Genomic DNA, 24,714 nt, shown 5'->3' on the forward strand with positions numbered 1-24,714 from the left:
GCCCGCATGATACGCCTCGTGACATGGACCTCGCATCGAATCCTCTTACAATACCCCGCGCAATTCGCGGGGGGAATCCGGCCGATGCACGTACTCAAGATCGCGCTCTCGGGGGTGTCCGAGGACGACGCCGCGCTGTTCCACAAGGCGCTGGCCGGCATGGGCGCGCAGATGTCGCAGCTCTGGCTGTGGGCCGACGAGGGTGAGGCGGACCTGATCGTCGTCGACACCGACAGCGTGTGGGGCCACATGGCCTGGCTGCGCGCGGTCGGCACCGGCAAGCGCACCGCGGTCTACACGCGCGTCGCCGAGCCCAAGGATTCCGACCTGGTCCTGCCCAAGCCGTTCGATCCGCAGGCGTTCGCGGCGGTGCTGGCGCAGGCCGCCCGCGAGCGCGGCATGCCGGTCGGCGACGGCGTGCGCGCGGCGCATCAGGCCGTGGCGGAAGCAGCGTTCGCCGCGCGCGAGGCCGCCGCCGAGACGCCCGCAGCGACCGCCGCCGAACCCGCGCCGCCCGCCTCCGCCGGCGAGCCGGCGGAGGCGGCGCCGCAGACCGCCGCGGCAGCGGCGGACACCGCCGAGACGCCGGACACGCAGCCGGATCCACCCGCCAGCATCGGCGCGCTGCTGCTGGCGCAGCGTCTCGACGGCGCGTACCGCGCGACCTCGGGGACGACGACGGTGGTGCTCGACCCCGAGAACGACGCCTACTACGGCGAGGCCATGCTGAAGCCGATCAAGCCGTTGCTCGATCTTCCGCCGGACGCGCTCGCGCCGATCGACGCCGACGCGCTGGCGCGCGCGCGCCAGGGCCAGGCGCATCCGCTGGCGCGCCTGCGCTGGCTCGCCGCGCTCGGCGCGACGCCCGGCGCGCTGGCGAAGGCGCTCGATCCGCAGGCCAGCTACAGGCTGACGCGCTGGCCGCAGATCGAGCGCGAATTCCCGCGCCACTTCCGCATCGCCACCGCGATGATGAAGCAGGCCGGCACGTTGGCCGCGATCGCCGAGGCTTCCGGCGCGCCGGTCGAGGACGTCGCCGATTTCATCAACGCGCATCATGCGCTCGGCTACGTCGCCATCGAGGGCGACGACGGCGGCGGCGCCCAGCGCGGCCTGCTGACGCGCATGCGCCGGCGCTGAGCGCCGCGCATCCGGCGCGCCCCGGCGCCGGTCCGCGCGGACACCCGCGTCCGCACGCCCGCGCGGCGGCGGCGCCGTCATCGCCGCGTCATGCGGCCATCACCCGCGCGCAACGCGCCTTCCGCAAGCTGGCGGCAGCCGGCCCGGAGTCGCGCATGCGCGTCAGCATCGTCACCGAGACCTACCCGCCCGAGATCAACGGCGTGGCGCTGACCGTGCACGGGCTCGCCCACGGCCTCGCCGCACGCGGCCACGCGGTGCAACTGGTGCGGCCGCGCCGCGCGGCGGACACCGGCGGCGAAGCGGGCATCGCCGCGCTGACGGTGCGCGGCATGGCGCTGCCGCGCTATCCCGGCCTGCGCTTCGGCCTGCCCGCCGGCGCGCGGCTGCGGCGCAGCTGGCGCGAGGCGCGGCCGGACGCGGTCTACGTCGCCACCGAGGGCCCGCTGGGCTGGTCGGCGCTCGACGCCGCCGACCGCCTCGGCATTCCCGCCTGCACGGGCTTCCACACCCGCTTCGACGACTACGCCGCGCATTACGGCCTCGGCTTCCTCACGCCGCTGGTGCTGGCGCACCTGCGACGCTTCCACCGCCGCGCCGCCGCCACGCTGGTGCCGACGCGCGCGCTGGCCGACGAACTCGCCGCGCGCGGCATCGACAACGTACGCCTGCTGCGGCGTGCCGTCGACGCCGAGCTGTTCCATCCGCGGCGCCGCGACGGCGCCCTGCGCGCCGCGTGGGGCGCGCGCGACGACGGCCTGGTGGTGCTGTACGTCGGCCGCATCGCGCCGGAGAAGAATCTCGATCTGGCCGTGCGCGCATTCCGCGCCCTGCAGGCGCGCGTGCCGGACGCCCGCTACGTGTGGGTGGGCGATGGCCCCGGCCGCGATGCGCTGGCGGCGGCCAACCCGGACTTCGTCTTCGCCGGCGCGCGGCGCGGCGAGGACCTGGCGCGCCACTACGCCAGCGCCGACCTGTTCCTGTTTCCCAGCCTCAGCGAGACCTTCGGCAACGTCACCCTGGAGGCGATGGCCAGCGGCCTGGCGGTGGTCGCCTACGACCACGGCGCCGCGCGCGAGCATCTCGCCGACGGCATCAGCGGCATGCGCGTGCCCGCGGGCGACGCCGCCGGTTTCATCGCCGCGGCGTTCGCCCTCGGCGTCGACGCGGTACTGCGCGACCTGCTGCGGCGGAACGCGCGCAGCGCGGTCGCGGCGTTGTCGCCGGAGGCGGTGATCGTCGAGTTCGAATCGTTGCTGTCCCGCCTCGCGCAGGAGCGCCGCCATGATCGCCCCGTCGTCGCTGCCCGGGTTTGACCGCCGTCTGTGCGTCGTCGCCAACCGCTGGGGCGCGCGCCGCGTCGTCGGCGTGTTCTTCGGCGCGATCAGCCGGCTGGGCGACGGCGCGTTCTGGTACGCGCTGATGCTGGCGTTCGCCCTGCTGGGCGGCATGCGCGGCGCGCAGGCGGCGCTGCACATGCTGGCCACCGGCGCGGTGGCGCTGGCGCTGTACCGCGGGCTGAAGCGCTGGGCGCGGCGCCCGCGCCCGTTCCGCGCCTGCGACGGCGTGGTCGCGCACGTGCCGCCGCTGGACGAGTTCAGCTTCCCGTCCGGCCACACCCTGCACGCGGTCAGCTTCAGCATCGTCGCGCTGGCCTATTTCCCGGCGCTGGCCGCGCTGCTGCTGCCGTTCACCGCGCTGATCGCCGCCTCGCGCGTGGTGCTGGGACTGCACTACCCCAGCGACGTGCTCGCCGCGTCCGTGCTCGGCATCGGCTTGGGCAGCCTCTCGCTGTGGCTGGGGCCGGGCTCGACGCCGTTCGCCTGAAACGGCGCCGCCGCGCCCGGCGCGTCAGCCGCCATCCTCCGCGGCGTGCGGGCGGATGCAGTTGCGTCCCGCGTCCTTGGCGGCGTACAGCGCCTGGTCGGCGCGCCGGATCAGCCGGTCCAGCGTGTCGTCCCCCACCTGCATCTCGGCGACGCCGCCGCTGATCGTCACGCCGATCTCGCGATCGCCCGCGCGCAGGCGGGACGCCGCGATGCCCTGGCGGATGTGCTCGGCGACGGTCATGGCCCCTTCGGCGTCGGTCTCCGGCAACGCCACGACGAACTCCTCGCCGCCGTAACGCGCGAGCAGGTCGGCGCCGCGGGTGTGTTCGCGCGCGATGTCCGCGACGCGCCTGAGGACGGCGTCGCCGACCTGGTGGCCGAACAGGTCGTTGCAGCGCTTGAAGTCGTCGATGTCGAACAGGAGCACGGAAAACGGCGTGCACGAGCGCTGCGCCGCGGCGAACATCGGCTCGGCGAGCTCGAAGAAGCGGCGGCGGTTGCTGACGCCGGTCAGCTCGTCGGTGCGGGCGTTGTCCTGCTCGCGCGCCAGCACCTCCTGCAGTTCGCGGTTCATCGCGTCCACCGTGGCGGTGGCGCGGCGCAACTGCTCCTCGGCGGCCTTGCGGCGGGTGATGTCCTGGTTGACGATGATCGCGCCGCTGATCGTGCCCGCCGCGTCGCGCAGCGGCACCGCCGAGTTGAGGATGATCTTGCTGGTGCCGTCGAAGCACTCGATGCGGATTTCCTCGTCGATCGAGGTTTCGCCCTTGCGGATCGCCCGCGTCGCCGCCCACTCGTCCGCGGCGATGCGCCGACCGTTGCTCAGCCACCAGCCCTTGTATTCGCCGAACTGCTCGGGGCCGACGTAGAGCGCGCCCGCCCAGATGCGCTTGCCGGCGGAATTGCCGTGGATGATGTGGCCCTCGCGGTCCATGATCCAGACGCCGATGGGCAGCGCCTCCAGCACCTTGCGCAGCGTGGCCTCGGCTTCCTGCAGCCTTTCCTCGGCCTGCTTGCGCGCGGTGATCTCCTCGTGCACGAGGCCGATGTAGTCCGCCCCCTCGTGCCGGAAGCGCGCCACGTGGACGACGAAACAGCGGCGCTGCGTCGGCGCGTCGCAGGGATACTCGATGGTGCAGCGCTCCCGCTCGCCGCGCATGACGCTGCGGATGCCGTTCAGCACGGCCTGGGCGCCCGCGCCGCTCGCGCGACGCGCCGCCGCCTCGCAGACATCGAGGTAGTTGCTGCCGACGTAGTAGGTCGACCGGTCGCCCTGGTTGGCGCTGGCGAAGCGCTTCCAGGCCCCGTTCACCGCGACGATGGTACCGCGCGCATCCAGCACGGCAGCCTGCATGTCCAGCGCATCGAGCAGGTCGCCGGCGAGCGCGGATCTCACTTCGATGCTCCCGCCCGGCACGGTCGCGCGCGCCGGCGATGGCCGACGCGACCACGCCTCACGCTCGTCCTCGCCATGTCAGCGACCACGCGCGTCACTCGACACCCGCCCCCTGGCGGGACTGTCGCTTCCAATCATCGGCTCCACTCCCGGGCACGTCAATCGATTCGCACGCGGCCGTTTGCTTGCACGCGCAAGGATGGGCGGGCCGCCGCGGGCATCCGGCGCGGCCTTCCGCTTTCGTCCCCTGTGTCGGCCGGCGCGCGCCGGACATGAGGGCGTCGCGGCGCGGCTTGCGCGCGCTTCGTCGCAGTTCCCGGTTTGGTCGCGCCGGACGCGGCGCGACGGCTATTCCGCCGTCGCGGCCATCCGGCCCGGCGGCGCGGGGGCGGCCGCCAGCGCGTGCAGGTCCAGATGCTCGACGCGGATCGGCCGGTAGCGCTCGCCGAAGGCGACCTCGCCGGGCCGCCAGCCGTCCAGCCTGCGCACCGCGCCCCAAAAGCGCTTCAGGCCTTCGATCTGCAGCGCGACCAGGCCTAGCTCGTTGTCGCGGTCGACCATCGGATCGGCCACGCCGGTCGGCCGCGGCGGCTCGCCGTACAGCGCGGTACCGAACAGCACGTCCCAGAACGCGAACACCTGGCCGTAGTTGCAGTTGTGCAGGCGCGGCCGCGCGGGATCGACGCGCATGTGGTGCAGGCGGTGGAACTTCGGGTCGACGAAGATCTTTTCCAGTACCGGGCCGAAGCCGATGCGCACGTTGGCGTGCGAGAAGTTCTGCACCAGCTCGCCGAGCAGCATCAGCCAGGCGAACTCGTCGGCGGACACGCCGAACGCCACGCCCACCGCCGCCAGCACGAACGATTGCAGCGCGCCGTCGAGGTAGTTGCTGCGGTCGTTGGCCCAGCAGCTCAGCTGGCGCTGGCTGTGGTGCATGCTGTGCATCGCCCACCACCACGGGATCCAGTGCTGCACGCGGTGCATCCAGTAGTAGGTGAAGTCGTAGGCGAGGTAGTAGCCGGCGAACAGCGCCCAGCGGTGCCGGCCGAGCCAGGGCAACAGATGCTGCAGGTCGAAGCCGCCGCCATCGCCGCCGCCCGCGCCGCCGCCGGCGAGCCAGTTGGCGAACGGCGTCAGGATCAGGAACGAGAACAGCGGGAACACGCCGACCAGCATCAGCCAGGTGTAGTGGAAGTCGATGCGCGCGCAGCGGCGGTCCTCCCAGCGCTCGACCGGCAGCCAGCTCTCCAGCGGGCGGAACAGGCAGCCGATGATGCAGAGCTGCAGCGTCGCAATCATCAGCGAGGCGGCGATGTCGGCCGGATCGTCGGTCAGCCCGGTCAGGTGCAGCGCCGCCAGCACCGGCGCGATCGCGTGCCGGCCGACCCAGGCTGCGACGTGGGACCAGTAGAAAGGCAGGTCGGGCATGGCTTCGCGGACACATCGTCGCGCCGCGGGCCGGCGCGCCCGCCGATCCTGCCAACGGCAGCTTGCGGAGGACTTTCCGGGCGGCGCGGGCGGCCCGAACGGCGCCTCACTTCGCGTCGTTCGTCACCACCGGCCGGCCGTCCTTCACCGCGAAGGTGAACGCGTAGTCCAGGCTGAACGGCCGGGTCTCGACGCGCCGCGCCTCGGCGCCGCGATCCGTCTCTGCCCAGGTGACGATGCGCAGCGGCGTGTAGGTCCAGGCCGTCACGGCGCGGCGGATCGCGGCGGCGAACGCGTCGGCATGCGGCGGTGCGGATGCGCCGGGCGCGGCCAGCATGCGCACGTCGACGACGCGGCCGTCGGCGCCGACGATCACCTTGGCCGCGAACGTCTGCGCCGGCAGGCGCAGCGGCAGCAGTTCCGGCGGATAGACCGGCGCGGGATGGTCGACCGGCTCGGGTTTGCTGAAGCTCTGCCGCGGCTCGAGCACGTAACGGGGCTGCGCGGGGTCGATCAGCGCGCGATAGGACACGTCGCCGCGGTTGGGCGGATCGACGCGCACCGCCGCGCGCCGGCAGCCGCCCAGCGCGGCGATGCCCGCCAGCAGCCAGGCCGCGGCGTGCACGGACTTCCCGGTCGACGGCGTCGTCATCCTTGTCTCCTTTCGACGTATCACGTGCGGCACCAATCTAGCGCATGGCTCCGGTCCGCGCTTGCTGCGGCGGCGTTCCATCCCCATGTCGTCGATCCGGCGCGCCGCCGGCGAAACGTGGAGCCCGTCCCGTGAGCGAATCCCTCCCTGCACGCGCGCAGTACCGTCCCGCGCTTACCGCCGCGCTGGACGCGGCGCTGGCCTTCCTGCACGGCCTGCCGACGCGGCCCGCCGGCGTCGTCGACAGCGGCGAGGTGCCGGCGCCGCCCGAGGGCATCGGTGCCGAGGCGGCGCTCGAGCATTTCCGCAGGCACTACGAGCCGCGCCTCTCCGGTTCCGCCGGGCCACGCTACTTCGGCTTCGTCACCGGCGGCGCGACGCCGGCCGCGCTGGCCGGCGACTGGCTGGCCTCGGCATACGACCAGAACGTCTCCAACACGATCGGCTCGGCGGCGGCCGCGCTGGAACAGGCCACCACGTCCGCTTACGCGCGCCTGTTCGGCCTGGGCGAGGAGTTCGCGGGCTACTTCGTTTCCGGCGCGACGCAGTCGAACACGGTCGCGCTGGCGACGGCGCGCCAGTGGCTGTACGCGCAACGCGGCCACGACGTCGCCGAGCAAGGCCTCGCCGGCGCGCCGCGACTGCGCGTGCTGGGCGGCGCACCGCACTCCAGCATCCTCAAGGCGGCGGCGATCCTCGGCATCGGCCGGCGTCACGTGGAGGTGCTGCGCTGCCTGCCGGGACGCACGGCGGTCGATCCCGACGCGCTGGCCGAGCGCCTCGCCGACGGCGGCGAGCGGCCGACGCTGGTGGTCGCCAGCGCGGGCGAGGTGAACACCGGCGACTTCGACGACATCGCCGCGCTGGCCGCGCTGTGCCGTCGCCACGACGCATGGCTGCACGTCGACGGCGCGTTCGGTCTGTTCGCCGCGCTGGATGCGGCGCAGGCCGGCCGGCTCGCCGGCCTCGCGCTGGCCGACTCGGTGACTGTCGACCTGCACAAGTGGCTGAACGTGCCCTACGACAGCGCGCTGGTGTACACGCGCCATCCGTCGCTGCAGCGGCAAGTGTTCCGCGCCTCCGCCGCCTATCTCGGCGACACGCCCGATCCGCTGCACTACACGCCGGAGAATTCGCGCCGCTTCCGCGCCCTGCCCGCCTGGTTCGCGCTGGCCGCCTACGGCCGCAAGGGCATCGGCGAAGTGGTGCGGCGCAACTGCGCGCTGGCGCGGCGCCTGGGCGAGGGTCTGGCCGCGCTGCCGGCGATCGAAGTGCTCGACGAGGTGCGCCTCAACATCGTCTGCTTCGCGCTGCGCGAGGGCGACGCCGCCGCGCGCGACCGCTTCCTCGAACGCCTGCTCGCCGACGGCCGCGCATTCATGACGCCGACCGTCTACACCGGCCGCCCGGCCGTGCGCGCCGCGATCGCGAACTGGTCGACCACCGAGGCCGACATCGACCTCACGCTGCAGGCGGTGCGCGCGGCGCTGGCGGCGGCGTGAGCGCGCGCAGCGGTCAGGCCGTCGCGAACGGCCGGTGCACGGCGCCGCGCGGCATCGGATGCGCCTCGTAGGAAAAGCCGCGGCCGGCGAGGATGACGGGGTCGTTGGCGATGAAACGCTGCAGCTCGGCGTCGTCCTCCACCTCGAGTATGCCGATGCCGTAGCTGCCGCGCGGATCGGCCACCGGCCCGAAAGCGACCACGCGGCCGTGCTCCATCCAGCCGCGCCAGTACTGCGCGTGCTGCTGCATCAGCAGCATCTCCTCCGGCGTGATGTCCGCGGGAAAGCTCGCCCGCGGCGGCAACAGCCTGCAGAAGAACGTCTTCATGCCCGCTCCCGTGACCACGATGCGGCGCCGTCGCCGCGTGCGGCATCGTAGGGCGGCGAAGGCCGGCGCCGGGAGGGCCGGAAGGCATGCGCGCGCGAGGCGACGGGCGCCCTTCGCGCGCTAGAGGCGCGTCACCGCCGCGCGCAGCACGCCGGGCCGCTGCTGCGCGTCCCAGTCGGCGGCGCCGGCGACCTGGCCGATCGCGCGCACGGCATCGAGCGGGGCGAAGTCGAGATCGGCCAGCAGCCAGGTCACGCCCGGCGCCGCCTCGGCGACGATGCCGCGGTCCGGCAGGCCGCGGTCGGCGGGTGCGTACACCGCCGCGCGGCCGGTGTTGACGTCCAGCGCCGGGCTCCACGCCACCACGCCGGCGGTGACCGACTGCGCGACGTAGATCTGGTTCTCCAGCGCGCGCGCCATGCAGCCGACGCGCACGCGCGTGGCGCCGGCCTCGGTGTCGGTGCAGCTCGGCACCAGCAGCAGGCGCATGCCGGCCTCGGCCTGCGCACGCGCGTAGTGCGGGAATTCGCTGTCGTAGCAGACCGCGATGCCGATGCGGCCGAACCCGGTTTCGAACACGCGCAGCGCGTCGCCCGGCTCGATGATGCCGGCCTGCTTCTCGAAACCGGTCAGGGTGAGCTTGTCCTGGAAACCTGCGGCGCCGTCCGGCGCGAACAGCCAGGCGCGGTTGCGGTAGCGGCCGCCGTCGGCGCGTTCCAGGAAGGTGCCGGCGAGTAGGTGGATGCGATGTCGCCGGGCGAGCTCGGCGAACAGCGTGCGCCAGGCCTCGCGCAGGCCGTCGACCGCGGCCAGCGAGGCGGCGAAGTCGGCGCACACCTCCGGGCCGAACGCATAGGCCAGCTCCAGCGCGAGGTACTCCGGCAGCACGACGATGCGCGCGCCCTGCGCGGCGACGCCGCCCACTTCGCGGCGGATGCGTTCGGCAAACACCTCGAACGATGCCGGCGCGCCGATCGGCCACTGCGCGAGGGCGATCCTCACGGTCATGCGGCGCCCTCCAGCGGGCGCAGCCAGAAGCGCAGGCGATGCGGCACCGGCGCCTCGGCGCCGACTTCCTTCCACTCGAGCTCGCAGAACATGTCGTCCTGGCGCACGTAGCCGCGCTTGTTCCAGAAGGCGTCGTTGGGGCGATAGCCCGCCGGGCGGCGCGGATCGGCGGCGGCGCGCTCCACCGCGCAGAACGCGGTCAGCGCGAAACCGCCCAGCTTGCGCGCCCAGTCCTCGCGCGCATCGAAGAAGGCGTGGCCGATGCCGCGCCCGCGGTAGGCCGGCAACAGCACCGACTCGCCGAAATAGAACACGTCGCCGAGCGGGATGCCGCGCGCGCGGAACGGCCGCTGGAACGCCTCGGTCTCGTCGGCCAGCGGGATGCCGGTGGAGGCGCCGACCACGCGCGCGCCGTCGAAGGCGAGCACGAACAGGCTGCGCGGCGAGCGCGCGTAGGTGGCGAGGTAGGTCGCCTCGTAGGCGGCGTCGCCGTCGTACAGGTAGGGCCAGTCGCGGAACACCGCGATGCGCAGCGCGGCGACGGCGTCCAGATGCGGCGCCACCGCGGCGCCGGCGAAGGTGCGGATCTCCATCGCCCCACGATAGCCCAGCGGCGCCGCGATTTGCACGCGGCGGCGCCGGCCGCTGCCTCAGAGCGACACCCGCCGCAGGCGCAGCGCGTTCGTCACCACCGACACCGACGACAGGCTCATCGCCGCCGCCGCGATCATCGGCGACAGCAGCAGGCCGGACAGCGGATACAGCACGCCCGCCGCCAACGGCACGCCGACGGCGTTGTAGACGAAGGCGAAGAACAGGTTCTGGCGGATGTTGCGCACGGTGGCCCGCGACAGCGCGCGGGCGCGCAGGATCGCGGTCAGCTCGCCCTTGACCAAGGTCACCTGCGCGCTCTCCATGGCGACGTCGGTGCCGCTGCCCATGGCGATGCCGACGTCGGCGGCGGCCAGCGCCGGCGCGTCGTTGACGCCGTCGCCCGCCATCGCCACGCGGCGGCCCTCGCGCTTCAGCGCCTCGACCACCGCGGCCTTGTCCGCCGGCGAGACGTCGGCGCGCACCTCGTCGATGCCGAGCGCGCGCGCCACCGCCCGCGCGGTGGCGGCGTTGTCGCCGGTCAACATGACGATGCGCAGGCCGGCTTCGTGCAGGCGGCGGATCGCCTCCGGCGTGCTCGGCTTGATGCGGTCGGCGACGGCGAGCAGCGCGGCCGGCGCGCCGTCGACGGCGAGAAACATCACCGTCGCGCCCTCGCCGCGCAGCGCGTCGGCGCGCTCGCGCGCGGCGGCGTCGAAGGTCACGTGCAGCTCGTCCATCAGCTTCGCGTTGCCCAGCGCGACCGCGCGGCCGTCGACGCGGCCGCGCACGCCGCGGCCGGCGAGCGACAGGAAGTCCTCGGCCTTGGGAACGGCGACGCCGCGCTCCGCGGCGCCGGCGACGATCGCGCGCGCCAGCGGATGTTCGCTGGGCCGTTCCAGCGCCGCGGCCAGCGCCAGCGCGCGCGCCTCCTCGAAGCCGGCGCGCGCATGCACCGCGCGCAAGGCCGGCTTGCCCTCGGTCAGCGTGCCGGTCTTGTCCACCACCAGCGTGTCGACCTCGCGCAGCGCCTCGATCGCGGCGGCGTCGCGGAACAGCACGCCGGCCTGCGCGCCGCGGCCGCTGGCGACCATGATCGAGATCGGCGTGGCCAGGCCGAGCGCGCACGGACAGGCGATGATCAGCACCGACACCGCGGCGATCAGCGCGTGCGCCAGCTTCGGATCGGGACCGAACGCCGCCCAGGCGGCGAAGGCCAGCGCCGCCACGACGACCACCGCCGGCACGAACCAGGCGGCGACGCGGTCGGCGACGCGCTGCAGCGGCGCCTTCGAGCGCTGCGCCTGCGCCACCAGCGCGACGATCTGCGCCAGCAGCGTCTCGCCGCCGACCTTCTCCGCGCGCATGGTCAGCGCGCCGTCCTGGTTGACGGTGCCGCCGGCCAGCTTGTCGCCGGCCGCCTTGGCCACCGGCATCGGCTCGCCGGTCAGCATCGATTCGTCGACGTGGCTCGCGCCTTCCAGCACCACGCCGTCGGTCGGCACCTTCTCGCCGGGGCGCACGCGCAGCACGTCGCCGACGCGCACCTCGGCCACCGGCATGTCGTGCTCGCTGCCGTCGGCGTCGATGCGGCGCGCGGTCTTCGGCGCCAGCCCCAGCAAGGCTTTCAGCGCCGCGCCGGTGCGGCGACGCGCGCGCAGTTCGAGGAAGTCGCCCAGCAGCACCAGGGTGACGATCACCGCCGCCGCCTCGAAGTACACCGCGACCGCGCCGTGCGCGTCGCGGAACGCCGGCGGAAACACGCCCGGCGCGGCGAACGCGATCACGCTGTACAGCCAGGCCACGCCGGTGCCGAGCGCGATCAGCGTGTACATGTTGGGCGACCAGGGCTTCAGCGACTTCCAGCCGCGCACGAAGAACGCCGCGCCGCCCCACAGCACGACCACGCTGCCCGGCAGCGCCTCCAGCCATGCGGCGAAGCGGTCCCAGGGTGCCGACAGGTGCACGCCGAACAGGTGCGGCCCCATCGCCGCCGCCAGCACCGGCAGGGTCAGCGCGGCGCAGCTCCAGAAGCGCCGCGCCAGCGCGCGCAACTCGCCGTCGTCCTCCGCCTCCGCGCTCGGCAGCATCGGCTCCAGCGCCATGCCGCACTTCGGGCAATGGCCGGGGCCGACCTGCTGCACCTCCGGGTGCATCGGGCAGGTGTAAATCGTGCCGGCCGGCGGCGGCGCGGCTTCGGCCGTCGCGCCGCCGAGATAGCGCGCCGGCTCGGCGAGGAACTTCTCGCGGCAGCGCGCCGCGCAGAAGTAGTACGTGCGGCCGGCGTGCTCGGCGCGATGCTGCGCCGTGTGCGGATCGACGCGCATGCCGCAGACCGGGTCGATCGCGCGATGGTCGCCATCGCCGTGTCGACGATCGTCGACGCCATGCGCGTGGCCGTGCGCATGCTCGCCCGACGCACCGTGCGGGCCGCCGTGCGCGTGGTCGTGCGCCGACGCCGACGTAGCGCAGCAGTCGCCCGCCTTGGGTGCGGCGTGGTCGCCGCGGCAGCCGCCGTGCATGGTTTCGCCATGGCCGTGAGGCGCGTGGCGATGACGGGGCGTGTTCATGCATCGCGCTCCTCGCCCAGCGCGCGCAGGATCGGGCAATGCTCGAGCGCGCCGTGGCCGGGACAGGCATCGATCAAGAGCTTCAGGCCGCGGCGTACGCGTTGCAGCTCGCGGATGCGGCGCTCGACCTCGCCGAGGCGCGCCTCGGCGCGCTGCTTGACGCCGCGCACGCCGCGTTCGCGGTCGGCGGACAGCGCCAGCAGCTCGCGGATTTCGTCGAGGCTGAAGCCGAGTTCCTTGGCGCGACGGATGAAGCGCAGGCGCTCTACCGTGTCCGCGTCGTAGTCGCGGTAGCCGGAGGCGCGCCGGCGCGGCGCCGGCAACAGGCCCTCGCGCTCGTAGTAGCGGATGGTGTCGATGCCGACGCCGGCGCGTTTGGCGACGGCACCGATGGTGAGGTGGGACGGATGCGTGTTCATGCGACCAGCCTAAACCCTGGACCATGATCCAGAGTCAAGACCCGCCGCCGTCCCCGTCTCAGGGCGCGCCGTCCGCCGGTGCCGGCCCGGCGCTCGCGGCCGGCGCGGGCGCTGCGTCCCCGTCGTGGTCATCGTGCCGTTCGTGTTCGTCGTCTTCGCCGCCTTCGCCCGCGCTGCCGGTGAGCTGGCGATACTGCTCGGGCGTCAAGGTCGGCAGCTTGCGCAGGAAGGCGACGATCGCCCAGATCTTGGCGTCGTCGTGGGTCTGGCCCCAGGCCGGCATCGCGGTCAGCTTGATGCCGTGCTTGATCGCCCAGAACGCTTCGCGCGGATCGCCCATGCTGCCCTCGGCGAGCTTGGGCGGCTTGGGGTACAGGCCGGCGCGGATCTCGGTCTCGTCCATGCCGGGCGCGAGGTGACAGCCGGTGCACATGGCGTCGTAGTGCTCGGCGCCCTCGGCGAGCAGCTTCGGGTCGTCCAGGTCGGACGGCACCTGCACGTCCTCGGCGCGGCGCTCGATCGAGCGCTCGCGAAGCGCGTCGAGCACGCGCGCGGTGAGCCGCCAGTGCGGCGCATCCGCGCCGATGTCGTAGGCCCCCGACCACACGTAGGCGCCGCCGGCGATCACCAGCGCCAGCAGCGCGATCAGCACTTTCAGCAGCAGCTTCATGACGCGCCTCCGTCGTTGCGTCCGCACGGGATCCGTCTCGGGCGCAACACCCTACTCCACGGCCGCGCTCAGAACCAGACGCGCACGCCCGCCACCCAGCGACGATCCATCGCCGGTTCGCCGCGATCGCGCGCGAGGCCGGCGCTGGCGCCGAACCGGCGCACCCACTCGACGCCGAGATACGGCGCGAACTCGCGGCGGATCTCGTAGCGCAGGCGCAGGCCGGCCTCGGCGTCCGACAGGCCGGCGCCGATGCCGCGCCGCGGATCCGCCTTGCCGTAGGCGTTCGCTTCCAGGCGCGGCTGCAGGATCAGGCGCTGGGTGATCAGCAGTTCGTAGTCCGCCTCGAAACGCAGCGCGGTGCGGCCCTGCTCGCCGACGTAGGCCGTCGCCTGCAGCTCGAACCAGTACGGCGCGAGGCCGGCGACGCCGAACGCGACCCAATTGCGGCCGGGGCCTGCGCCGAAGTCGCGGCGCAGGCCGAGCTGCCGGTTCCACCAGGTCGCGAAGGCGTGATCCCACAGCAGTTCGGCGCGCGCGTCCTCGGTGCGGCCGCCGGCGCGCTCGCCTTCGGTCTTGAACCACAGCTTGTCGAAGTCGCCGCCGATCCAGCCTTGCGCGTCCCACGCGGTGCCGGAGGCGTCGCCGTCGAAGTGCTCGAGGCGGTCGAGGCGCAACATCGCCAGCACGGCGTCGTCGTGCATCTCCATCGCCTTGCTCATCTCGGCATGCGGGACGTCCGGCAGTGGCTGGGTGGGTGGCGGCGGCGCGACGTGGTGCGGCGCGTCGGCGCCGGCCTGCCGCGTCCAGGCCGAAGCGGGCTGCTGTGCGTGCCGTTCGTGCTGCTCTTGTTGCTGGTGCTGCGCGTGTTGCGCGTGCCGCCGATGCGCCGCGTGCGGATCGGCTTCCTGCGCGCGCGCCGGACCGGCGAACGGCACGGCGAGCGCGGCGACGGCGAGGCCGGCCCGCCACGCGACGCGGATGCGCTGCAAGCGATGCGCGCTCATGCCACCACCACCTCGCGGAACATGCCCGCCTCCATGTGGTAGAGCAGGTGGCAGTGGAAGGCCCAGCGGCCCAGCGCGTCGGCGCTGACGCGGCAGGCGACCTGCTGCGCCGGCTGCACGGTGTAGGTGTGTTTGCGCACCTGGAAGCCGCCGTCCGCCGATTCCAGCTCGCTCCACATGCCGTGCAGGTGCAGCGGGTGGGTCATCATGGTGTCGTTGATCAGCACGAGACGCAGGCGTTCGCCGTAGTCGAAGCGCAGCGGCGGGGCCTCGGAAGCCTTGCGGCCGTCGAACGACCACACGTAGCGCTCCATGTGGCCGGTCAGGCGCAGGGTGATCTCGCGCGTCGGATCGCGCGCGTCGATCGGCCCGCCCAGCGTGTGCAGGTCGGCGTAGGTCAGCACGCGGCGGCCGTTGTCGCGCAGGCCGACGCCGGGGTCGTCGAGGTTGCGGCGCGGCGACGCGACGCGCATGTCGACGGCCGGGCCCGTCGTCAACGTACCCGGCGCGGCGTCGTGGGCCATGCCGGCCATCGCGCCGCAGCCGCCCTCCATGCCTTTCATGCCGGGCGTGCCCGGCATCGCGTGCTGCATGCCGCCCATGTCGCCCATCATGTCGAGCATGGCGAGCCGCGGGCGCGGATCGAGCGGCGGCACCGGCGCCGCCATGCCCTCGCGCGGCGCCAGCGTGCCGCGCGCGTAGCCGGAACGGTCCATCGCCTGCGCGAACACGGTGTAGGCGCGGTCGTCGTCGGGTTGCACGATCACGTCCAGCGTCTCGGCGATGCCGAGGCGGAACTCGTCGACGCTGACCGGCTCGACATCCTGGCCGTCGCTCGCCACCACGGTCATCTTCAGGCCGGGGATGCGCACGTCGAAGAACGTCATCGACGAACCGTTGATGAAGCGCAGGCGCACCTTTTCGCCGCGGCGGAACGGCGCGGTCCAGTTGCCGGCCGGCGCGCAGCCGTTCATCAGGTAGGTGTAGGCGTGGCCGGAGACGTCGGCGAGATCGCTCGGGTCCATGCGCATCCGGTTCCACATGCGCCGCTCGTGCAGCGCCGCGCGCAGGCCCTCGGCGCGCGCATCGCGCAGGAAATCGCCGGCGGTGGGCTTGCCGAAGTTGTAGTAGTCGCTCTGCTTCTTCAGCGTGGCGTAGATGCGTTCGGGATCGGTGTCGGTCCAGTCGGACAGCAGCACCACGTAGTCGCGCTCGGCCGGAAAACGCTCGCCGCCGCGCGGCGCCACGACGATCGGACCGTACAGTCCGGTCTGCTCCTGGAAGCGCGAATGGCTGTGGTACCAGTAGGTGCCGGCCTGGTTCACCGTGAAGCGGTAGGTGAAGGTTTCGCCGGGCGCGATACCCATGAAGCTGATGCCGGGCACGCCATCCATGTCGGCGGGCAGGATGATGCCGTGCCAGTGGATGGAGCTGGTGGTCGGCAATGTGTTGCGCACGCGCAGGGTGACGGTGTCGCCCTCGCGCCAGCGCAGCAGCGGCGCCGGCAGCTGGCCGTTGATCACGGTGGCGGTGCGGGCGCGGCCGGTGAAATCGACCGGCAGCGCACCGACCTCGAGATCGAACTCGGTGCCGGCGAGTTCGCGGCGCGGCGCCGCGGCCCAGGCCGGCAGGCGCCAGCCGGCCAGGCCGGCGGCGACGCCGCCGAGCGCCAGGCCCTGCACGAAACGGCGGCGCGCGCGATCGACGCGGGGATGGGAAATGCGGGAACGGAAGCTCATGACGCGACTCGAATCCTGAACGCTGGCGGCGGGCCGCCGCAGGGGAAGCGCCGGAAGTCCGCCGTCGGGGCGGATGCGGGCGGATCGGGCATGACCGCGTGCGCGGCCGCGCTCAGGCGAGCGGCGGTCGCAGCGGCGGCGCGGCGTGGGCCTGGGCGAGGACGAACGGAACCGGCGAGAACGACGCATCCGCCGGCGATGGCGCCGCGATCGCCGACGCGGCCGTCACCGCGATGGCGGCGCAAGGCGCGGCGCAACTGCAGCCGGCCAGGGACAGGCAGCCGCCGCCGCGATCGCAGCAGCCGTGGGCGTGTCGTGCGCCGTGCAAATGATGGCCGTCGCAACCGCCGCCCGCGCCGGTCGGCGCATCGCTCTGCGCCGGCTGTGCCGGCAGCACGGTGTGCACCGCGGCGGCGGCCCACACCGGCGCGAACGCCTGCAGCAGCAGGGCGAACAGCGCCAGCAGGAACAGCCGACGGCGGCGGCCAAGGACGGTCATGCGCGCCAGCTTAGCGGCCGCCCGCGTGCCGCTCAACGCTGGAGCCGGCTCCAGCCCGCAAGCTTTCGCTCGTGCAGGAAGGCATCGGCGCGTGCGGCGGCATTACAATCGCGCCTTCGCCGTCCCTCGCCGCACATGAACTACCGCCACGCCTTCCATGCCGGCAACTTCGCCGACGTGCTCAAGCATGCCGTGCTGCTCGGCCTGATCGAGGCGCTGCGGGCGAAGCCGACGCCGTTCTGCTGCCTCGACACCCACGCCGGCAGCGGCCGCTACCTGCTGGGCGGCGAGCAGGCGCGCAAGACCGGCGAGGCCGCGGCCGGCGTGCTGCGGCTCGCTGCCGCGCGCGATCTGCCGCCGCTGCTGCAGCGCTATCTCGATCACGTGCGCGCGCTGAACGCGGACGACGCGCTGGATGTCTATCCGGGTTCGCCGCTGCTGGCGGCGCGCGCGCTGCGCGCGCAGGACCGCGCGGTGCTGTGCGAGTTGCATCCGGAGGAAACGGCCGCCCTGCGCGCGCTGTTCCGCGACGACAAGCGCGTGCACGTGCACCAGCGCGACGGTTACGCCGCGCTGAAGGCGCTGCTGCCGCCGGCGGAGAAGCGCGGACTGGTGCTGATCGATCCGCCGTTCGAGGCGCAGGAGGACGAATTCCGCGCGATCGAAGCCGCGCTGGCCGACGCCTGGAAGCGCTGGCCGAACGGCGTCTACGCGGTGTGGTATCCGATCAAGCTGCACCGCCACGTGCTGCCTTTCCACCGCTGGCTGGCGGCGAGCGGCATGAAGAACGTATGGGTCGCCGAACTGCTGGTGCATGCGGACAACACGCCGCTGCGCCTGAACGGCTGCGGCATGGCGATCGTCAACACGCCCTGGCGGTTCGAGCGCGAACTCGCGGCGATCCTGCCCGTGCTGGCGCGCCTGCTCGGCCGGGACGGACCGGGCCGACAACGCCTGACGCGCCTCGCCGGCGAACGACCGTAGGGCGGAAGCCGCCAGGCTTCCGCCATTCGTCCAACGTCGCGGCATTCCGGCGGCAGCGCCGGCCGTCCGCGCGGCGCCGAGCGCCGCTCCCTCAAGGCCGACGCGACAGCGCGTCCGGATCGTAGCGCTCCATGAAACGCTCGGGATGCGCCAGCGGCGCGAAGCCGAACTGCGCGTACAACCCGTGCGCATCGCGCGTGGCCAGGATGAAGCGGCGGATGACGGCGAGATCGGGGTGCGACAGGATGGCGCCCATCAGCGTCTTCGAGATGCCCTGTGCGCGCGCCGCCGGCACCACGAACACGTCGGCGAGGTAGGCGAAGCCGGCGCGGTCGGTGACGCAGCGGGCGAAGGCGAGCTGCGCGCCGTCGCGATAGGCGCCGAAACACAGCGAGTGCCGGATCGCCCGTTCGACGTGTTCCCGGCGGATGCCGGGCACCCAGTAGGATTCTTCGCTGAGGAAGCGGAAGATAAGCTCGCGGTCCAGCCGCGCCGGATCGTCCGACACCAGGAGACCGTCCACCATGCGTTCGTACGCCATGTTCCGTGCTCCGCTGCGCCTGCTGGCGCCGGCCGCCCTGCTGGCCCTGGCCGCCTGCGCCCCCGCGCCGATCTACAAGGTTGCGCCCACCACCCTCACCGTGCCGCCGCAGCAGGTCGCGGAAACGCCCGAACGTTACAGCAACGCCGAGGTGCTGTGGGGCGGCCGCATCATCAAGGTCGACAACTATCCCGACCACAGCGAGATCGAGGTGCTGGCCTATCCGCTGGACCGCTCGCAGCGCCCCCTGGGCGCGCAGCCGGCGGGCGGCCGCTTCCTCGTGGTGATGCCGGGCTACGTCGAACGCTACGACTATCCCGAGGGCCATTTCATGACCCTGGTCGGGCGCCTGAATGGCACGCGCGCCGGCAAGGTCGGCGACCACGACTACGTGTTCCCGCTGGTGCAGGTCGGCCAGTCGCACGTGTGGACGCCGGAAGAGCTGCAGAGCCGCAAGCCGGACGTGCACTTCGGCATCGGCATCGGCGTGATCAAGGGCTGGCGCTGAGGCGGGCCTTGGCGAAAGACTTTTGGCGCGGATGAACGCGGATAAGAAATTTCTCCATCCGTGTCGATCCGCGCGAATCCGCGCCCAAGAAATTTCTTTTGCGCCGGCGCTCAGTCGGCGACGTCGGGCTCGAAGAAGCTCCAGCGCACCTCGGGGAAGCGCGCCTTGAGGTCGCGCTCGACCGCGTTGATCGCCTCGACGATGCCGCGCGCGGCGTGCTCGGGTGCGATCTCCGCCTTCACCGCCAGCATCACGTCCGGGCCGAGCTGCAGCGTGATCAGGTTGAACACGCGGCGCACTTCCGCGCGCGCCTCGAGGAAGGCCAGGATCTCGGCCTTGCGCGCCGGCTCGACGCTCTGACCGATCAGCAGCGCCTTGATCTCGACCGCGACGAACACCGCGATCACCACCAGCAGCACGCCGATCGCCAGCGTGCCCAGCGCGTCGTACACCGGATCGCCGGTGGCGACGGCCAGCAGCACCGCCGCCAGCGCGAGGGTCAGGCCGAGCAGCGCGGCCAGGTCCTCGCCGAACACCACGATCAGCTCGCTGGCGCGGCTGTCGCGGAACCAGCGCCACAGGCTGGCGCCGTCGCGCGTCTTGTCGATCTCCCGGAGCGCGCCCCACATCGAGAAGCCTTCGGCGACCACGCCGAAGGCGAGCACGCCCACCGCCAGCCACGGCCACTTCACCGGCTCGGGGGCGGCGAGCTTGTGCAGACCTTCGTAGATCGAAAACATGCCGCCGACGCTGAACAGCATCAGCGCCACCAGGAACGACCAGAAGTACAGCGACTTGCCCCAGCCCAGCGGATAGTCGGGCGACGGCGGACGCTTCGCCTGGCGCAGGCCCAGCAGCAGCAGGCCCTGGTTGCCGCAGTCGGCCAACGAATGCACCGCCTCGGCCAGCATCGCGCCGGAGCCGGTCAGCAGCGCCGCGGCCAGCTTGGCCAGGAAGATGGCGAAATTGGCGCCCAGCGCGAAGAAGATCGCCTTCAGCGAGTTGGCGGGAGCGGACATCGTCGGCATCGCGGTTGCGGAGGGCGCGCAGTCTAGCAGCGCCGCCGGTTCGGGCGACCGCGGCGGATTGCCCGAGATCAGGCCCGCGCGACCAATTGCCGCACCGCCCGCGGCGCCGTTCCGGCGCATCATTGACGGACGTCAATCAGTACGCCCGGCGGCGCCGCCATCATGCGTCGCCCGGCGTTGCGGACCTTCCCATGCATCCCACCGAGACCTACAACGACCGGGTCGTGCGCCTGTTCCTGCTCGCTGCCGCCGTCTGGGGCATCATCGGCATGTCCATCGGCGTGTTCGCGGCCGCGCAGCTGGCCTGGCCGGCGCTGAACTTCGGCGTCCCCTGGCTGACCTTCAGCCACATCCGCCCGGACCACACCTTCGGCGTGATCTTCGCCTTCGGCGGCTCCGCGCTGATGGGCACCTGCTACTACGTGGTGCAGCGCACCGGCCACACCCGGCTGGCGTTCAACCGCCTGGCGCTGGCCACGTTCTGGGGCTGGCAGCTGATCTGCGTGCTGGCCATGGCGACGATGCCGTTCGGCATCACCCAGAGCAAGGAATACGCCGAGCCGGAATGGTTCATCGACATCCTGATCGCCGTCGTCTGGGTGGCGTTCGGCACGGTGTTCTTCGCCACGCTGGCGCGGCGGCGCATCCAGCACATCTACGTCGCCAACTGGTACTACGGCGCATTCATCATCGCCGTCGGCCTGCTGCACATCGTCAACAACCTGGCGGTGCCGGTGTCGCTGACGAAGTCCTACCCGATCTACTCGGGCGTGGTCGACGCGATGGTGCAGTGGTGGTACGGCCACAACGCGGTGGCGTTTTTCCTCACCGCCGGCTTCCTCGGCATGATGTACTACTTCGTGCCGCGGCAGGCGCAGCAGCCGCTGTGGAGCTACCGCTTCTCGATCGTCAATTTCTGGGCGCTGATCTCGGTGTACATGTGGGCGGGCTCGCACCACCTGATGTACACCGCGCTGCCGGACTGGGTGCAGTCGGTGGGCATGGCGTTCTCGCTGGTGCTGCTGATGCCGAGCTGGGGCTCGGCGGCCAACGGCCTGCTCACCTTCAGCGGCGCCTGGCACAAGCTGAGGGCCGACCCGGCGGCCAAGTTCATGGTGCTGGCGCTGGTGTTCTACGCCGCGTCGACCTTCGAGGGCTCGATGATGGCGATCAAGACCGTCAACTCGCTCTCGCACTACACCGACTGGACCATCGCCCACGTGCACTCCGGCTCGATCGGCTGGGTGGCGATGATCACCATCGGCTCGCTGTACGCGATGGCGCCGCGCGCGCTGGGCCGCCCGGCGATGCACTCGACGCGGGCGATGGAGCTGCACTTCTGGCTGCACACCTGCGGCCTGCTGCTGTACGTGATCTCGATGTGGGCCGCCGGCATCACCGAGGGCGTGATGTGGCGCGCCACCCGGCCGGACGGCGCGCTGGCCTACAGCTTCCTCGACAGCCTGCGCGCGGTGCATCCGCTGTACGTCGCGCGCATGCTCGGCGGCGTGCTGGTGGTGTCCGGCATGGTGGTGATGGCCTGGAACCTGTGGCACACCGCGGCGCACGCGCGCAAGCGGCTGATCACGCCGATCCCGGTGCCGATCCCCGAGCCGGTGCCGCACCAGGTGCCGGCGCCGCTGCCGGCGGCCGGTTGAGGAGCGCGTCATGGCTGGTGGATACAAGTACTTCGAAGCGATCGAGAAGCACGCCGGCAAGCTCGGCATCCTCACCGCGATCATGGTGTCGATCGGCGGCCTGGCCGAGATCACGCCGCTGTTCATGGAAGCGCACAAGGTGCAGCCGGCCGAGGGCGTCCGCCCGTACGACGCGCTGCGCCTCGCCGGCAGGGACATCTACGTCAGCGAAGGCTGCTACCTCTGCCATTCGCAGATGATCCGCGCGCTGCGCTTCGAGACGCAGCGCTACGGCCACTACTCGGTGGCCAGCGAATCGGTCTACGACCGTCCGTTCCAGTGGGGCAGCAAGCGCACCGGGCCGGACCTGGCGCGCATCGGCGGCAAGTACTCGGATGCCTGGCAGCGCGCGCACCTGATGGACCCGCGCGCGGTGGTGCCCGACTCCAACATGCCGGCGTTCCCCTGGCTGGCCACGCAGACCATCGACGCCGCCGACATCCAGGCGCGCATGCGCACGCTGCGCAAGCTCGGCGATCCGTACAGCGACGCCGACATCGCCGCCGCGCCCAAGGCGCTCGAGGGCAAGACCGCGATGGACGCGCTGATCGCCTACCTGCAGGGCCTCGGCGTCGACAACGAGCCGCACGCGCCGGCGACGGCGAAGGCGGGTGCGCCGTGAGTCCGCTGTGGGGCCACCTCGAGGGCGCGATCACCGTGGTCCTGATGCTGACCTTCCTCGGCATCTGGGTCTGGGCGTGGAGCGCGCGCCACAAAGCCACCTTCGACCGCCTGGCGCGCCTGCCGCTGGAAGGCGACGCCGCGCACCGCGACATCGAGAAGGATGATCGGCCATGAGCATCTACTGGTCGGCATGGATCATGTTCCTGGTGGTGCTCAACCTGGGCATCACGCTGTTCCTGTTCCTGTGGGGCACGCGCGTGCGCATCCCCACCCTGCCCGACGGCACCACCGGCCACGTGTGGGCGCACGGCGTGCTGCGCGAGGGCGTGCGCAAGCTGCCGCGCTGGTGGTTCCTGCTGTCCGCCGGCATGTTCGCCGTCGGCATCACCTATCTGGTGCTGTATCCCGGCTTCGGCCGCTACAAGGGCATGCTCGGCTGGACCGCGCACGGCGAACTGGCGCGCGACGTCGCCACGAACCAAGCGCAGCTCGCCGAGCTGATGCAGCGCTTCCGGCTGTACTCGGTGGAGCAGCTCGCCGACGACCCCGACGCGGTGCAGCTCGGCGGACGCCTGTTCCAGGACAACTGCGCCGCCTGCCACGGCCGCGAGGCGCACGGCAATCCGCTGCTCGGCGCGCCCGACCTGAGCGACGCCGACTGGCTGTACGGCGGCGACGGCAAGACCATCCTCGCCAGCATCCTCGACGGCCGCCGCGGCACCATGCCGCCGTTCGGCGAGGCGTTCGGCGAGGCCGGCGTGGCCAATCTCGCCAACTACGTGCTCAGCCTGTCCGGCGCGCCGCACGACGCGGCCAAGGCGGAGGCGGCCAAGCCGATCTTCGCCACCGTCTGCGCCGCCTGCCACGGCGCCGACGGCAAGGGCAACCAGGCGATCGGCGCGCCCAACCTGACCGACCGCGTCTGGCTGTACGGCGGCGACCTCGCCACCGTCGAAGAGACCATCCGCCACGGACGCGGCGGCCAGATGCCGGCGTGGCGCGCGCGCCTCGGCGAGGACGAGGCGCGCACGGTCGCCGCCTGGGTCTACGCCAACGCGCACCGCGCGCCGGCCGCGGGCCGGTGAGATGTCCGCCGCGCCGCTGCCCTGGTACCGCGCGCCGCTGCTGTGGTTCGCGGCGGCGATCACGCTGCTGACGCTGGCCGCCTGCGTCGCGACGATCGTGATCGCCGGACGCTATGCCGACGAGCCGTTGCCGGTCGAGGGCGCGCAGGTGCTGAAGGTGCCGGTCGCGCGCACGCCGCCGCCCGCGTCGCAGGCCGCGCCATGAACGCGGCGGCGGTCGCCCCGGCCCGGTCGCACGCGGCGGCGCCGGCCGACGCCTGCTGGCACTGCGGCGAGAGGCTGGACCCCGCGAGCACGCGCCACGCCGAGATCGCCGGCGCGCGCCGCGCGTTCTGCTGCCCCGGCTGCAGCGCCGCCGCCGAGTGGATCGACCGCCTCGGCCTCGCCGCCTACTACCGGCTGCGCGAGCAGCCGGCCGCGCGCGCCGCGGCACCGTCCGCCGCGCCGTCGCCGTGGGCGCGTCCCGAGCTGGCGCGCCACGTGGTGCGCACGCGCGAGGACGGCCGCAGCGAGGTCTGCGTGCTGGTCGACGGCATGCGCTGCAGCGCCTGCGTGTGGCTGATCGAACGCGCGCTGGGCGCGCTGCCGGGCGTGGCGGCGGTGCAGGTCAACGCCGCCGCGCGGCGCGCGCGCATCGAATGGGACGCCGCACGCACGCCGCTGCCCGCCCTGCTCGACACGCTGACCCGCGCCGGCTACGGCGCGCGCCCGCTGGACGCGCAGGCGCTGGACGACGCGCGCCGCGAGGAGTCGCACGACGCGCAGAAGCGCCTGCTGGTCGCCGGCCTCGGCGCGATGCAGGCGATGATGTACGCGGTCGCACTGTACATCGGCGCGTTCGACGGCATGGACGCGGTCACCCGCGACTTCTTCCGCTGGCTCGGCTTCCTGGTGGCGACGCCGGTGGTGCTGTACGCGGCGCGGCCGTTCTTCGCCGGCGCCTGGCGCACGCTGCGCGCGCGCCGCCTCGGCATGGACGTGCCGGTGGCGCTGGCGATCGCGCTGATCTACGCCGCCAGCCTGGTCGAGGCGCTGCGCGGCGGCGCCGAGGTGTACTTCGACTCGGTCGGCATGTTCGTGTTCTTCCTGCTGACCGGGCGCTATCTCGAGATGCGCACGCGTCACCGCGCCGGCGACGTCACCGACGCGCTGGCGCGGCTGGCTCCGGCCTGCGCCGACCGCGTGCGCGCCGACGGCGCGCTGGAGCGCGTCGGCGCGATCGAGCTCCTGCCCGGCGACCGCGTGCACGTCGCCGAAGGCGCCGCCGTGCCCGCCGACGGCGTGTTGGAGGGCGATGCCTGCCGCGTCGACGAGGCGCTGCTGACCGGCGAATCCGAACCGGTGGCGAAGCGCCGCGGCGACGCGCTGGTCGCCGGCAGCGTGGTGGTCGAAGGCCCGGCGCGCGTCGTCGTCGAGCGCGTCGGCGCCGACACCGTGCTGGCCGGCATCGTCGCCCTGACCGCGCGCGC

Annotated in this window: 26 protein-coding genes; 12 read left to right on the top strand and 14 right to left on the bottom strand. The window is 72.8% G+C overall.

The genetic code is table 11. From position 1 onward, the window contains the following. The first annotated feature begins 84 nt into the window (after positions 1 to 84). The 3 genes from MBSD_RS06550 to MBSD_RS06560 all read left to right on the top strand — a co-directional run bounded on the left by MBSD_RS06550 (position 85) and on the right by MBSD_RS06560 (position 2,967). Positions 85 to 1,140: a hypothetical protein gene (locus MBSD_RS06550; RefSeq protein ID WP_062536199.1), complete on the top strand. Its 1,056-nt coding sequence runs from the start codon at positions 85 to 87 to the stop codon at positions 1,138 to 1,140. Between the two features lie 155 nt (positions 1,141 to 1,295). Continuing rightward, on the top strand, positions 1,296 to 2,456 hold the full coding sequence (locus tag MBSD_RS06555) for a glycosyltransferase family 4 protein (RefSeq protein ID WP_062536201.1): 1,161 nt from the start codon (positions 1,296 to 1,298) through the stop codon (positions 2,454 to 2,456). Then, positions 2,425 to 2,967 (top strand): phosphatase PAP2 family protein, encoded by a 543-nt coding sequence (locus MBSD_RS06560; protein WP_062536203.1) that lies wholly within the window; start codon positions 2,425 to 2,427, stop codon positions 2,965 to 2,967. The genes MBSD_RS06555 and MBSD_RS06560 overlap by 32 nt, the downstream gene beginning before the upstream one ends. A gap of 24 nt (positions 2,968 to 2,991) precedes the next feature. On the opposite strand, the gene MBSD_RS06565 is transcribed toward MBSD_RS06560, so the two are convergent. The 3 genes from MBSD_RS06565 to MBSD_RS06575 form a co-directional block, all read right to left on the bottom strand. Further along, positions 2,992 to 4,365: a sensor domain-containing diguanylate cyclase gene (locus MBSD_RS06565; RefSeq protein WP_062536205.1), complete on the bottom strand. Its 1,374-nt coding sequence runs from the start codon at positions 4,363 to 4,365 to the stop codon at positions 2,992 to 2,994. A 348-nt stretch (positions 4,366 to 4,713) separates the two neighbouring features. Further along, entirely contained in the window at positions 4,714 to 5,793 is a 1,080-nt protein-coding gene (locus MBSD_RS06570) for a sterol desaturase family protein (RefSeq protein WP_062536207.1), read from the bottom strand. A 106-nt stretch (positions 5,794 to 5,899) separates the two neighbouring features. Beyond that, a complete protein-coding gene (locus tag MBSD_RS06575; protein WP_062536210.1) occupies positions 5,900 to 6,445 on the bottom strand; it encodes a hypothetical protein in 546 nt (181 codons plus the stop codon). Positions 6,446 to 6,576: 131 nt separating this feature from the next. On the opposite strand from MBSD_RS06575, the gene MBSD_RS06580 reads away from it, so the two are divergent. Further along, the gene (locus MBSD_RS06580) at positions 6,577 to 7,947 is read left to right on the top strand and encodes a pyridoxal phosphate-dependent decarboxylase family protein (RefSeq protein WP_062536212.1); all 1,371 of its coding nucleotides are present in this window, start codon (positions 6,577 to 6,579) and stop codon (positions 7,945 to 7,947) included. A 13-nt stretch (positions 7,948 to 7,960) separates the two neighbouring features. Here the strand turns inward: MBSD_RS06580 and MBSD_RS06585 are convergent, their stop codons facing one another. From MBSD_RS06585 to MBSD_RS06625, 9 genes are all read right to left on the bottom strand, one after another. Further along, positions 7,961 to 8,275 carry a YciI family protein gene (locus MBSD_RS06585; protein ID WP_062536213.1) on the bottom strand — a complete coding sequence of 105 codons (315 nt, stop codon included), beginning with the start codon at positions 8,273 to 8,275 and terminating at the stop codon, positions 7,961 to 7,963. Positions 8,276 to 8,395: 120 nt separating this feature from the next. Further along, positions 8,396 to 9,277, bottom strand: coding sequence for a carbon-nitrogen hydrolase family protein (locus tag MBSD_RS06590; RefSeq protein ID WP_062536246.1), 882 nt, complete (start codon positions 9,275 to 9,277; stop codon positions 8,396 to 8,398). Positions 9,278 to 9,279: 2 nt separating this feature from the next. Continuing rightward, on the bottom strand, positions 9,280 to 9,876 hold the full coding sequence (locus MBSD_RS06595) for a GNAT family N-acetyltransferase (RefSeq protein WP_062536215.1): 597 nt from the start codon (positions 9,874 to 9,876) through the stop codon (positions 9,280 to 9,282). A gap of 57 nt (positions 9,877 to 9,933) precedes the next feature. Further along, positions 9,934 to 12,444, bottom strand: coding sequence for a heavy metal translocating P-type ATPase (locus MBSD_RS06600; protein ID WP_082306528.1), 2,511 nt, complete (start codon positions 12,442 to 12,444; stop codon positions 9,934 to 9,936). Then, positions 12,441 to 12,863 (bottom strand): heavy metal-responsive transcriptional regulator, encoded by a 423-nt coding sequence (locus tag MBSD_RS06605; protein WP_062536217.1) that lies wholly within the window; start codon positions 12,861 to 12,863, stop codon positions 12,441 to 12,443. Before MBSD_RS06605 ends, MBSD_RS06600 begins: the two co-directional genes overlap by 4 nt. Positions 12,864 to 12,921: 58 nt before the next feature. Next, positions 12,922 to 13,533 carry a c-type cytochrome gene (locus tag MBSD_RS06610; RefSeq protein WP_082306529.1) on the bottom strand — a complete coding sequence of 204 codons (612 nt, stop codon included), beginning with the start codon at positions 13,531 to 13,533 and terminating at the stop codon, positions 12,922 to 12,924. 68 nt (positions 13,534 to 13,601) lie between these two features. Next, positions 13,602 to 14,540, bottom strand: a complete 939-nt coding sequence (locus MBSD_RS06615; RefSeq protein ID WP_062536219.1) for a copper resistance protein B — start codon at positions 14,538 to 14,540, stop codon at positions 13,602 to 13,604. Beyond that, positions 14,537 to 16,279 (bottom strand): copper resistance system multicopper oxidase, encoded by a 1,743-nt coding sequence (locus MBSD_RS06620; protein ID WP_062536221.1) that lies wholly within the window; start codon positions 16,277 to 16,279, stop codon positions 14,537 to 14,539. The genes MBSD_RS06615 and MBSD_RS06620 overlap by 4 nt, the downstream gene beginning before the upstream one ends. Positions 16,280 to 16,391: 112 nt before the next feature. Next, complete coding sequence (locus tag MBSD_RS06625) at positions 16,392 to 16,778, bottom strand: hypothetical protein (RefSeq protein WP_062536223.1); 387 nt, start codon at positions 16,776 to 16,778, stop codon at positions 16,392 to 16,394. 135 nt (positions 16,779 to 16,913) lie between these two features. Here MBSD_RS06625 and MBSD_RS06630 point away from each other — a divergent pair, with 135 nt between their 5' ends. Continuing rightward, positions 16,914 to 17,762, top strand: a complete 849-nt coding sequence (locus MBSD_RS06630) for a 23S rRNA (adenine(2030)-N(6))-methyltransferase RlmJ (protein ID WP_062536225.1) — start codon at positions 16,914 to 16,916, stop codon at positions 17,760 to 17,762. A gap of 91 nt (positions 17,763 to 17,853) precedes the next feature. Here MBSD_RS06630 and MBSD_RS06635 read toward each other — a convergent pair whose 3' ends face one another. Beyond that, entirely contained in the window at positions 17,854 to 18,303 is a 450-nt protein-coding gene (locus MBSD_RS06635; RefSeq protein WP_062536227.1) for a GNAT family N-acetyltransferase, read from the bottom strand. Here MBSD_RS06635 and MBSD_RS06640 point away from each other — a divergent pair. Further along, positions 18,302 to 18,811: a Slp family lipoprotein gene (locus tag MBSD_RS06640; RefSeq protein ID WP_114693212.1), complete on the top strand. Its 510-nt coding sequence runs from the start codon at positions 18,302 to 18,304 to the stop codon at positions 18,809 to 18,811. The two genes, MBSD_RS06635 and MBSD_RS06640, sit on opposite strands and share 2 nt — an antisense overlap. 110 nt (positions 18,812 to 18,921) lie before the next feature. Here MBSD_RS06640 and MBSD_RS06645 read toward each other — a convergent pair whose 3' ends face one another. Beyond that, a complete protein-coding gene (locus tag MBSD_RS06645; RefSeq protein WP_062536250.1) occupies positions 18,922 to 19,830 on the bottom strand; it encodes a cation diffusion facilitator family transporter in 909 nt (302 codons plus the stop codon). A gap of 200 nt (positions 19,831 to 20,030) precedes the next feature. On the opposite strand from MBSD_RS06645, the gene ccoN reads away from it, so the two are divergent. The 6 genes from ccoN to MBSD_RS06680 form a co-directional block, all read left to right on the top strand. After that, on the top strand, positions 20,031 to 21,497 hold the full coding sequence (ccoN, locus tag MBSD_RS06650) for a cytochrome-c oxidase, cbb3-type subunit I (RefSeq protein ID WP_062536231.1): 1,467 nt from the start codon (positions 20,031 to 20,033) through the stop codon (positions 21,495 to 21,497). Positions 21,498 to 21,507: 10 nt separating this feature from the next. Next, a complete protein-coding gene (gene ccoO, locus MBSD_RS06655; RefSeq protein WP_062536233.1) occupies positions 21,508 to 22,158 on the top strand; it encodes a cytochrome-c oxidase, cbb3-type subunit II in 651 nt (216 codons plus the stop codon). After that, positions 22,155 to 22,334: a cbb3-type cytochrome oxidase subunit 3 gene (locus tag MBSD_RS06660; protein WP_062536235.1), complete on the top strand. Its 180-nt coding sequence runs from the start codon at positions 22,155 to 22,157 to the stop codon at positions 22,332 to 22,334. The genes ccoO and MBSD_RS06660 overlap by 4 nt, the downstream gene beginning before the upstream one ends. Further along, complete coding sequence (gene ccoP / locus MBSD_RS06665) at positions 22,331 to 23,245, top strand: cytochrome-c oxidase, cbb3-type subunit III (RefSeq protein WP_062536237.1); 915 nt, start codon at positions 22,331 to 22,333, stop codon at positions 23,243 to 23,245. The genes MBSD_RS06660 and ccoP overlap by 4 nt, the downstream gene beginning before the upstream one ends. A gap of 1 nt (position 23,246) precedes the next feature. Continuing rightward, a complete protein-coding gene (locus MBSD_RS15385) occupies positions 23,247 to 23,450 on the top strand; it encodes a hypothetical protein (protein ID WP_062536239.1) in 204 nt (67 codons plus the stop codon). Continuing rightward, on the top strand, positions 23,447 to 24,714 hold a 1,268-nt coding region (locus tag MBSD_RS06680), incomplete at its 3' end, for a heavy metal translocating P-type ATPase (protein ID WP_148667824.1). The genes MBSD_RS15385 and MBSD_RS06680, both read left to right, overlap by 4 nt.

The sequence above is a fragment of the Mizugakiibacter sediminis genome (genome assembly GCF_000953855.2).
In the GTDB taxonomy this organism is placed as follows: domain Bacteria; phylum Pseudomonadota; class Gammaproteobacteria; order Xanthomonadales; family Rhodanobacteraceae; genus Mizugakiibacter; species Mizugakiibacter sediminis.

What these genes read in the sequence shown, in the direction of transcription:
- MBSD_RS06615 (WP_062536219.1), bottom strand. Translation starts at nt 14,540, where the DNA reads ATGAGCGCGCATCGCTTGCAGCGCATCCGCGTCGCGTGGCGGGCCGGC.
- MBSD_RS06645 (WP_062536250.1), bottom strand. Translation starts at nt 19,830, where the DNA reads ATGTCCGCTCCCGCCAACTCGCTGAAGGCGATCTTCTTCGCGCTGGGC.
- MBSD_RS06640 (WP_114693212.1), top strand. Translation starts at nt 18,302, where the DNA reads ATGTTCCGTGCTCCGCTGCGCCTGCTGGCGCCGGCCGCCCTGCTGGCC.
- MBSD_RS06635 (WP_062536227.1), bottom strand. Translation starts at nt 18,303, where the DNA reads ATGGCGTACGAACGCATGGTGGACGGTCTCCTGGTGTCGGACGATCCG.
- MBSD_RS06595 (WP_062536215.1), bottom strand. Translation starts at nt 9,876, where the DNA reads ATGGAGATCCGCACCTTCGCCGGCGCCGCGGTGGCGCCGCATCTGGAC.
- MBSD_RS06585 (WP_062536213.1), bottom strand. Translation starts at nt 8,275, where the DNA reads ATGAAGACGTTCTTCTGCAGGCTGTTGCCGCCGCGGGCGAGCTTTCCC.
- MBSD_RS06630 (WP_062536225.1), top strand. Translation starts at nt 16,914, where the DNA reads ATGAACTACCGCCACGCCTTCCATGCCGGCAACTTCGCCGACGTGCTC.
- ccoO (WP_062536233.1), top strand. Translation starts at nt 21,508, where the DNA reads ATGGCTGGTGGATACAAGTACTTCGAAGCGATCGAGAAGCACGCCGGC.
- ccoP (WP_062536237.1), top strand. Translation starts at nt 22,331, where the DNA reads ATGAGCATCTACTGGTCGGCATGGATCATGTTCCTGGTGGTGCTCAAC.
- MBSD_RS06575 (WP_062536210.1), bottom strand. Translation starts at nt 6,445, where the DNA reads ATGACGACGCCGTCGACCGGGAAGTCCGTGCACGCCGCGGCCTGGCTG.
- MBSD_RS15385 (WP_062536239.1), top strand. Translation starts at nt 23,247, where the DNA reads ATGTCCGCCGCGCCGCTGCCCTGGTACCGCGCGCCGCTGCTGTGGTTC.
- MBSD_RS06600 (WP_082306528.1), bottom strand. Translation starts at nt 12,444, where the DNA reads ATGAACACGCCCCGTCATCGCCACGCGCCTCACGGCCATGGCGAAACC.
- ccoN (WP_062536231.1), top strand. Translation starts at nt 20,031, where the DNA reads ATGCATCCCACCGAGACCTACAACGACCGGGTCGTGCGCCTGTTCCTG.
- MBSD_RS06560 (WP_062536203.1), top strand. Translation starts at nt 2,425, where the DNA reads ATGATCGCCCCGTCGTCGCTGCCCGGGTTTGACCGCCGTCTGTGCGTC.
- MBSD_RS06610 (WP_082306529.1), bottom strand. Translation starts at nt 13,533, where the DNA reads ATGAAGCTGCTGCTGAAAGTGCTGATCGCGCTGCTGGCGCTGGTGATC.
- MBSD_RS06620 (WP_062536221.1), bottom strand. Translation starts at nt 16,279, where the DNA reads ATGAGCTTCCGTTCCCGCATTTCCCATCCCCGCGTCGATCGCGCGCGC.
- MBSD_RS06605 (WP_062536217.1), bottom strand. Translation starts at nt 12,863, where the DNA reads ATGAACACGCATCCGTCCCACCTCACCATCGGTGCCGTCGCCAAACGC.
- MBSD_RS06555 (WP_062536201.1), top strand. Translation starts at nt 1,296, where the DNA reads ATGCGCGTCAGCATCGTCACCGAGACCTACCCGCCCGAGATCAACGGC.
- MBSD_RS06550 (WP_062536199.1), top strand. Translation starts at nt 85, where the DNA reads ATGCACGTACTCAAGATCGCGCTCTCGGGGGTGTCCGAGGACGACGCC.
- MBSD_RS06625 (WP_062536223.1), bottom strand. Translation starts at nt 16,778, where the DNA reads ATGACCGTCCTTGGCCGCCGCCGTCGGCTGTTCCTGCTGGCGCTGTTC.
- MBSD_RS06570 (WP_062536207.1), bottom strand. Translation starts at nt 5,793, where the DNA reads ATGCCCGACCTGCCTTTCTACTGGTCCCACGTCGCAGCCTGGGTCGGC.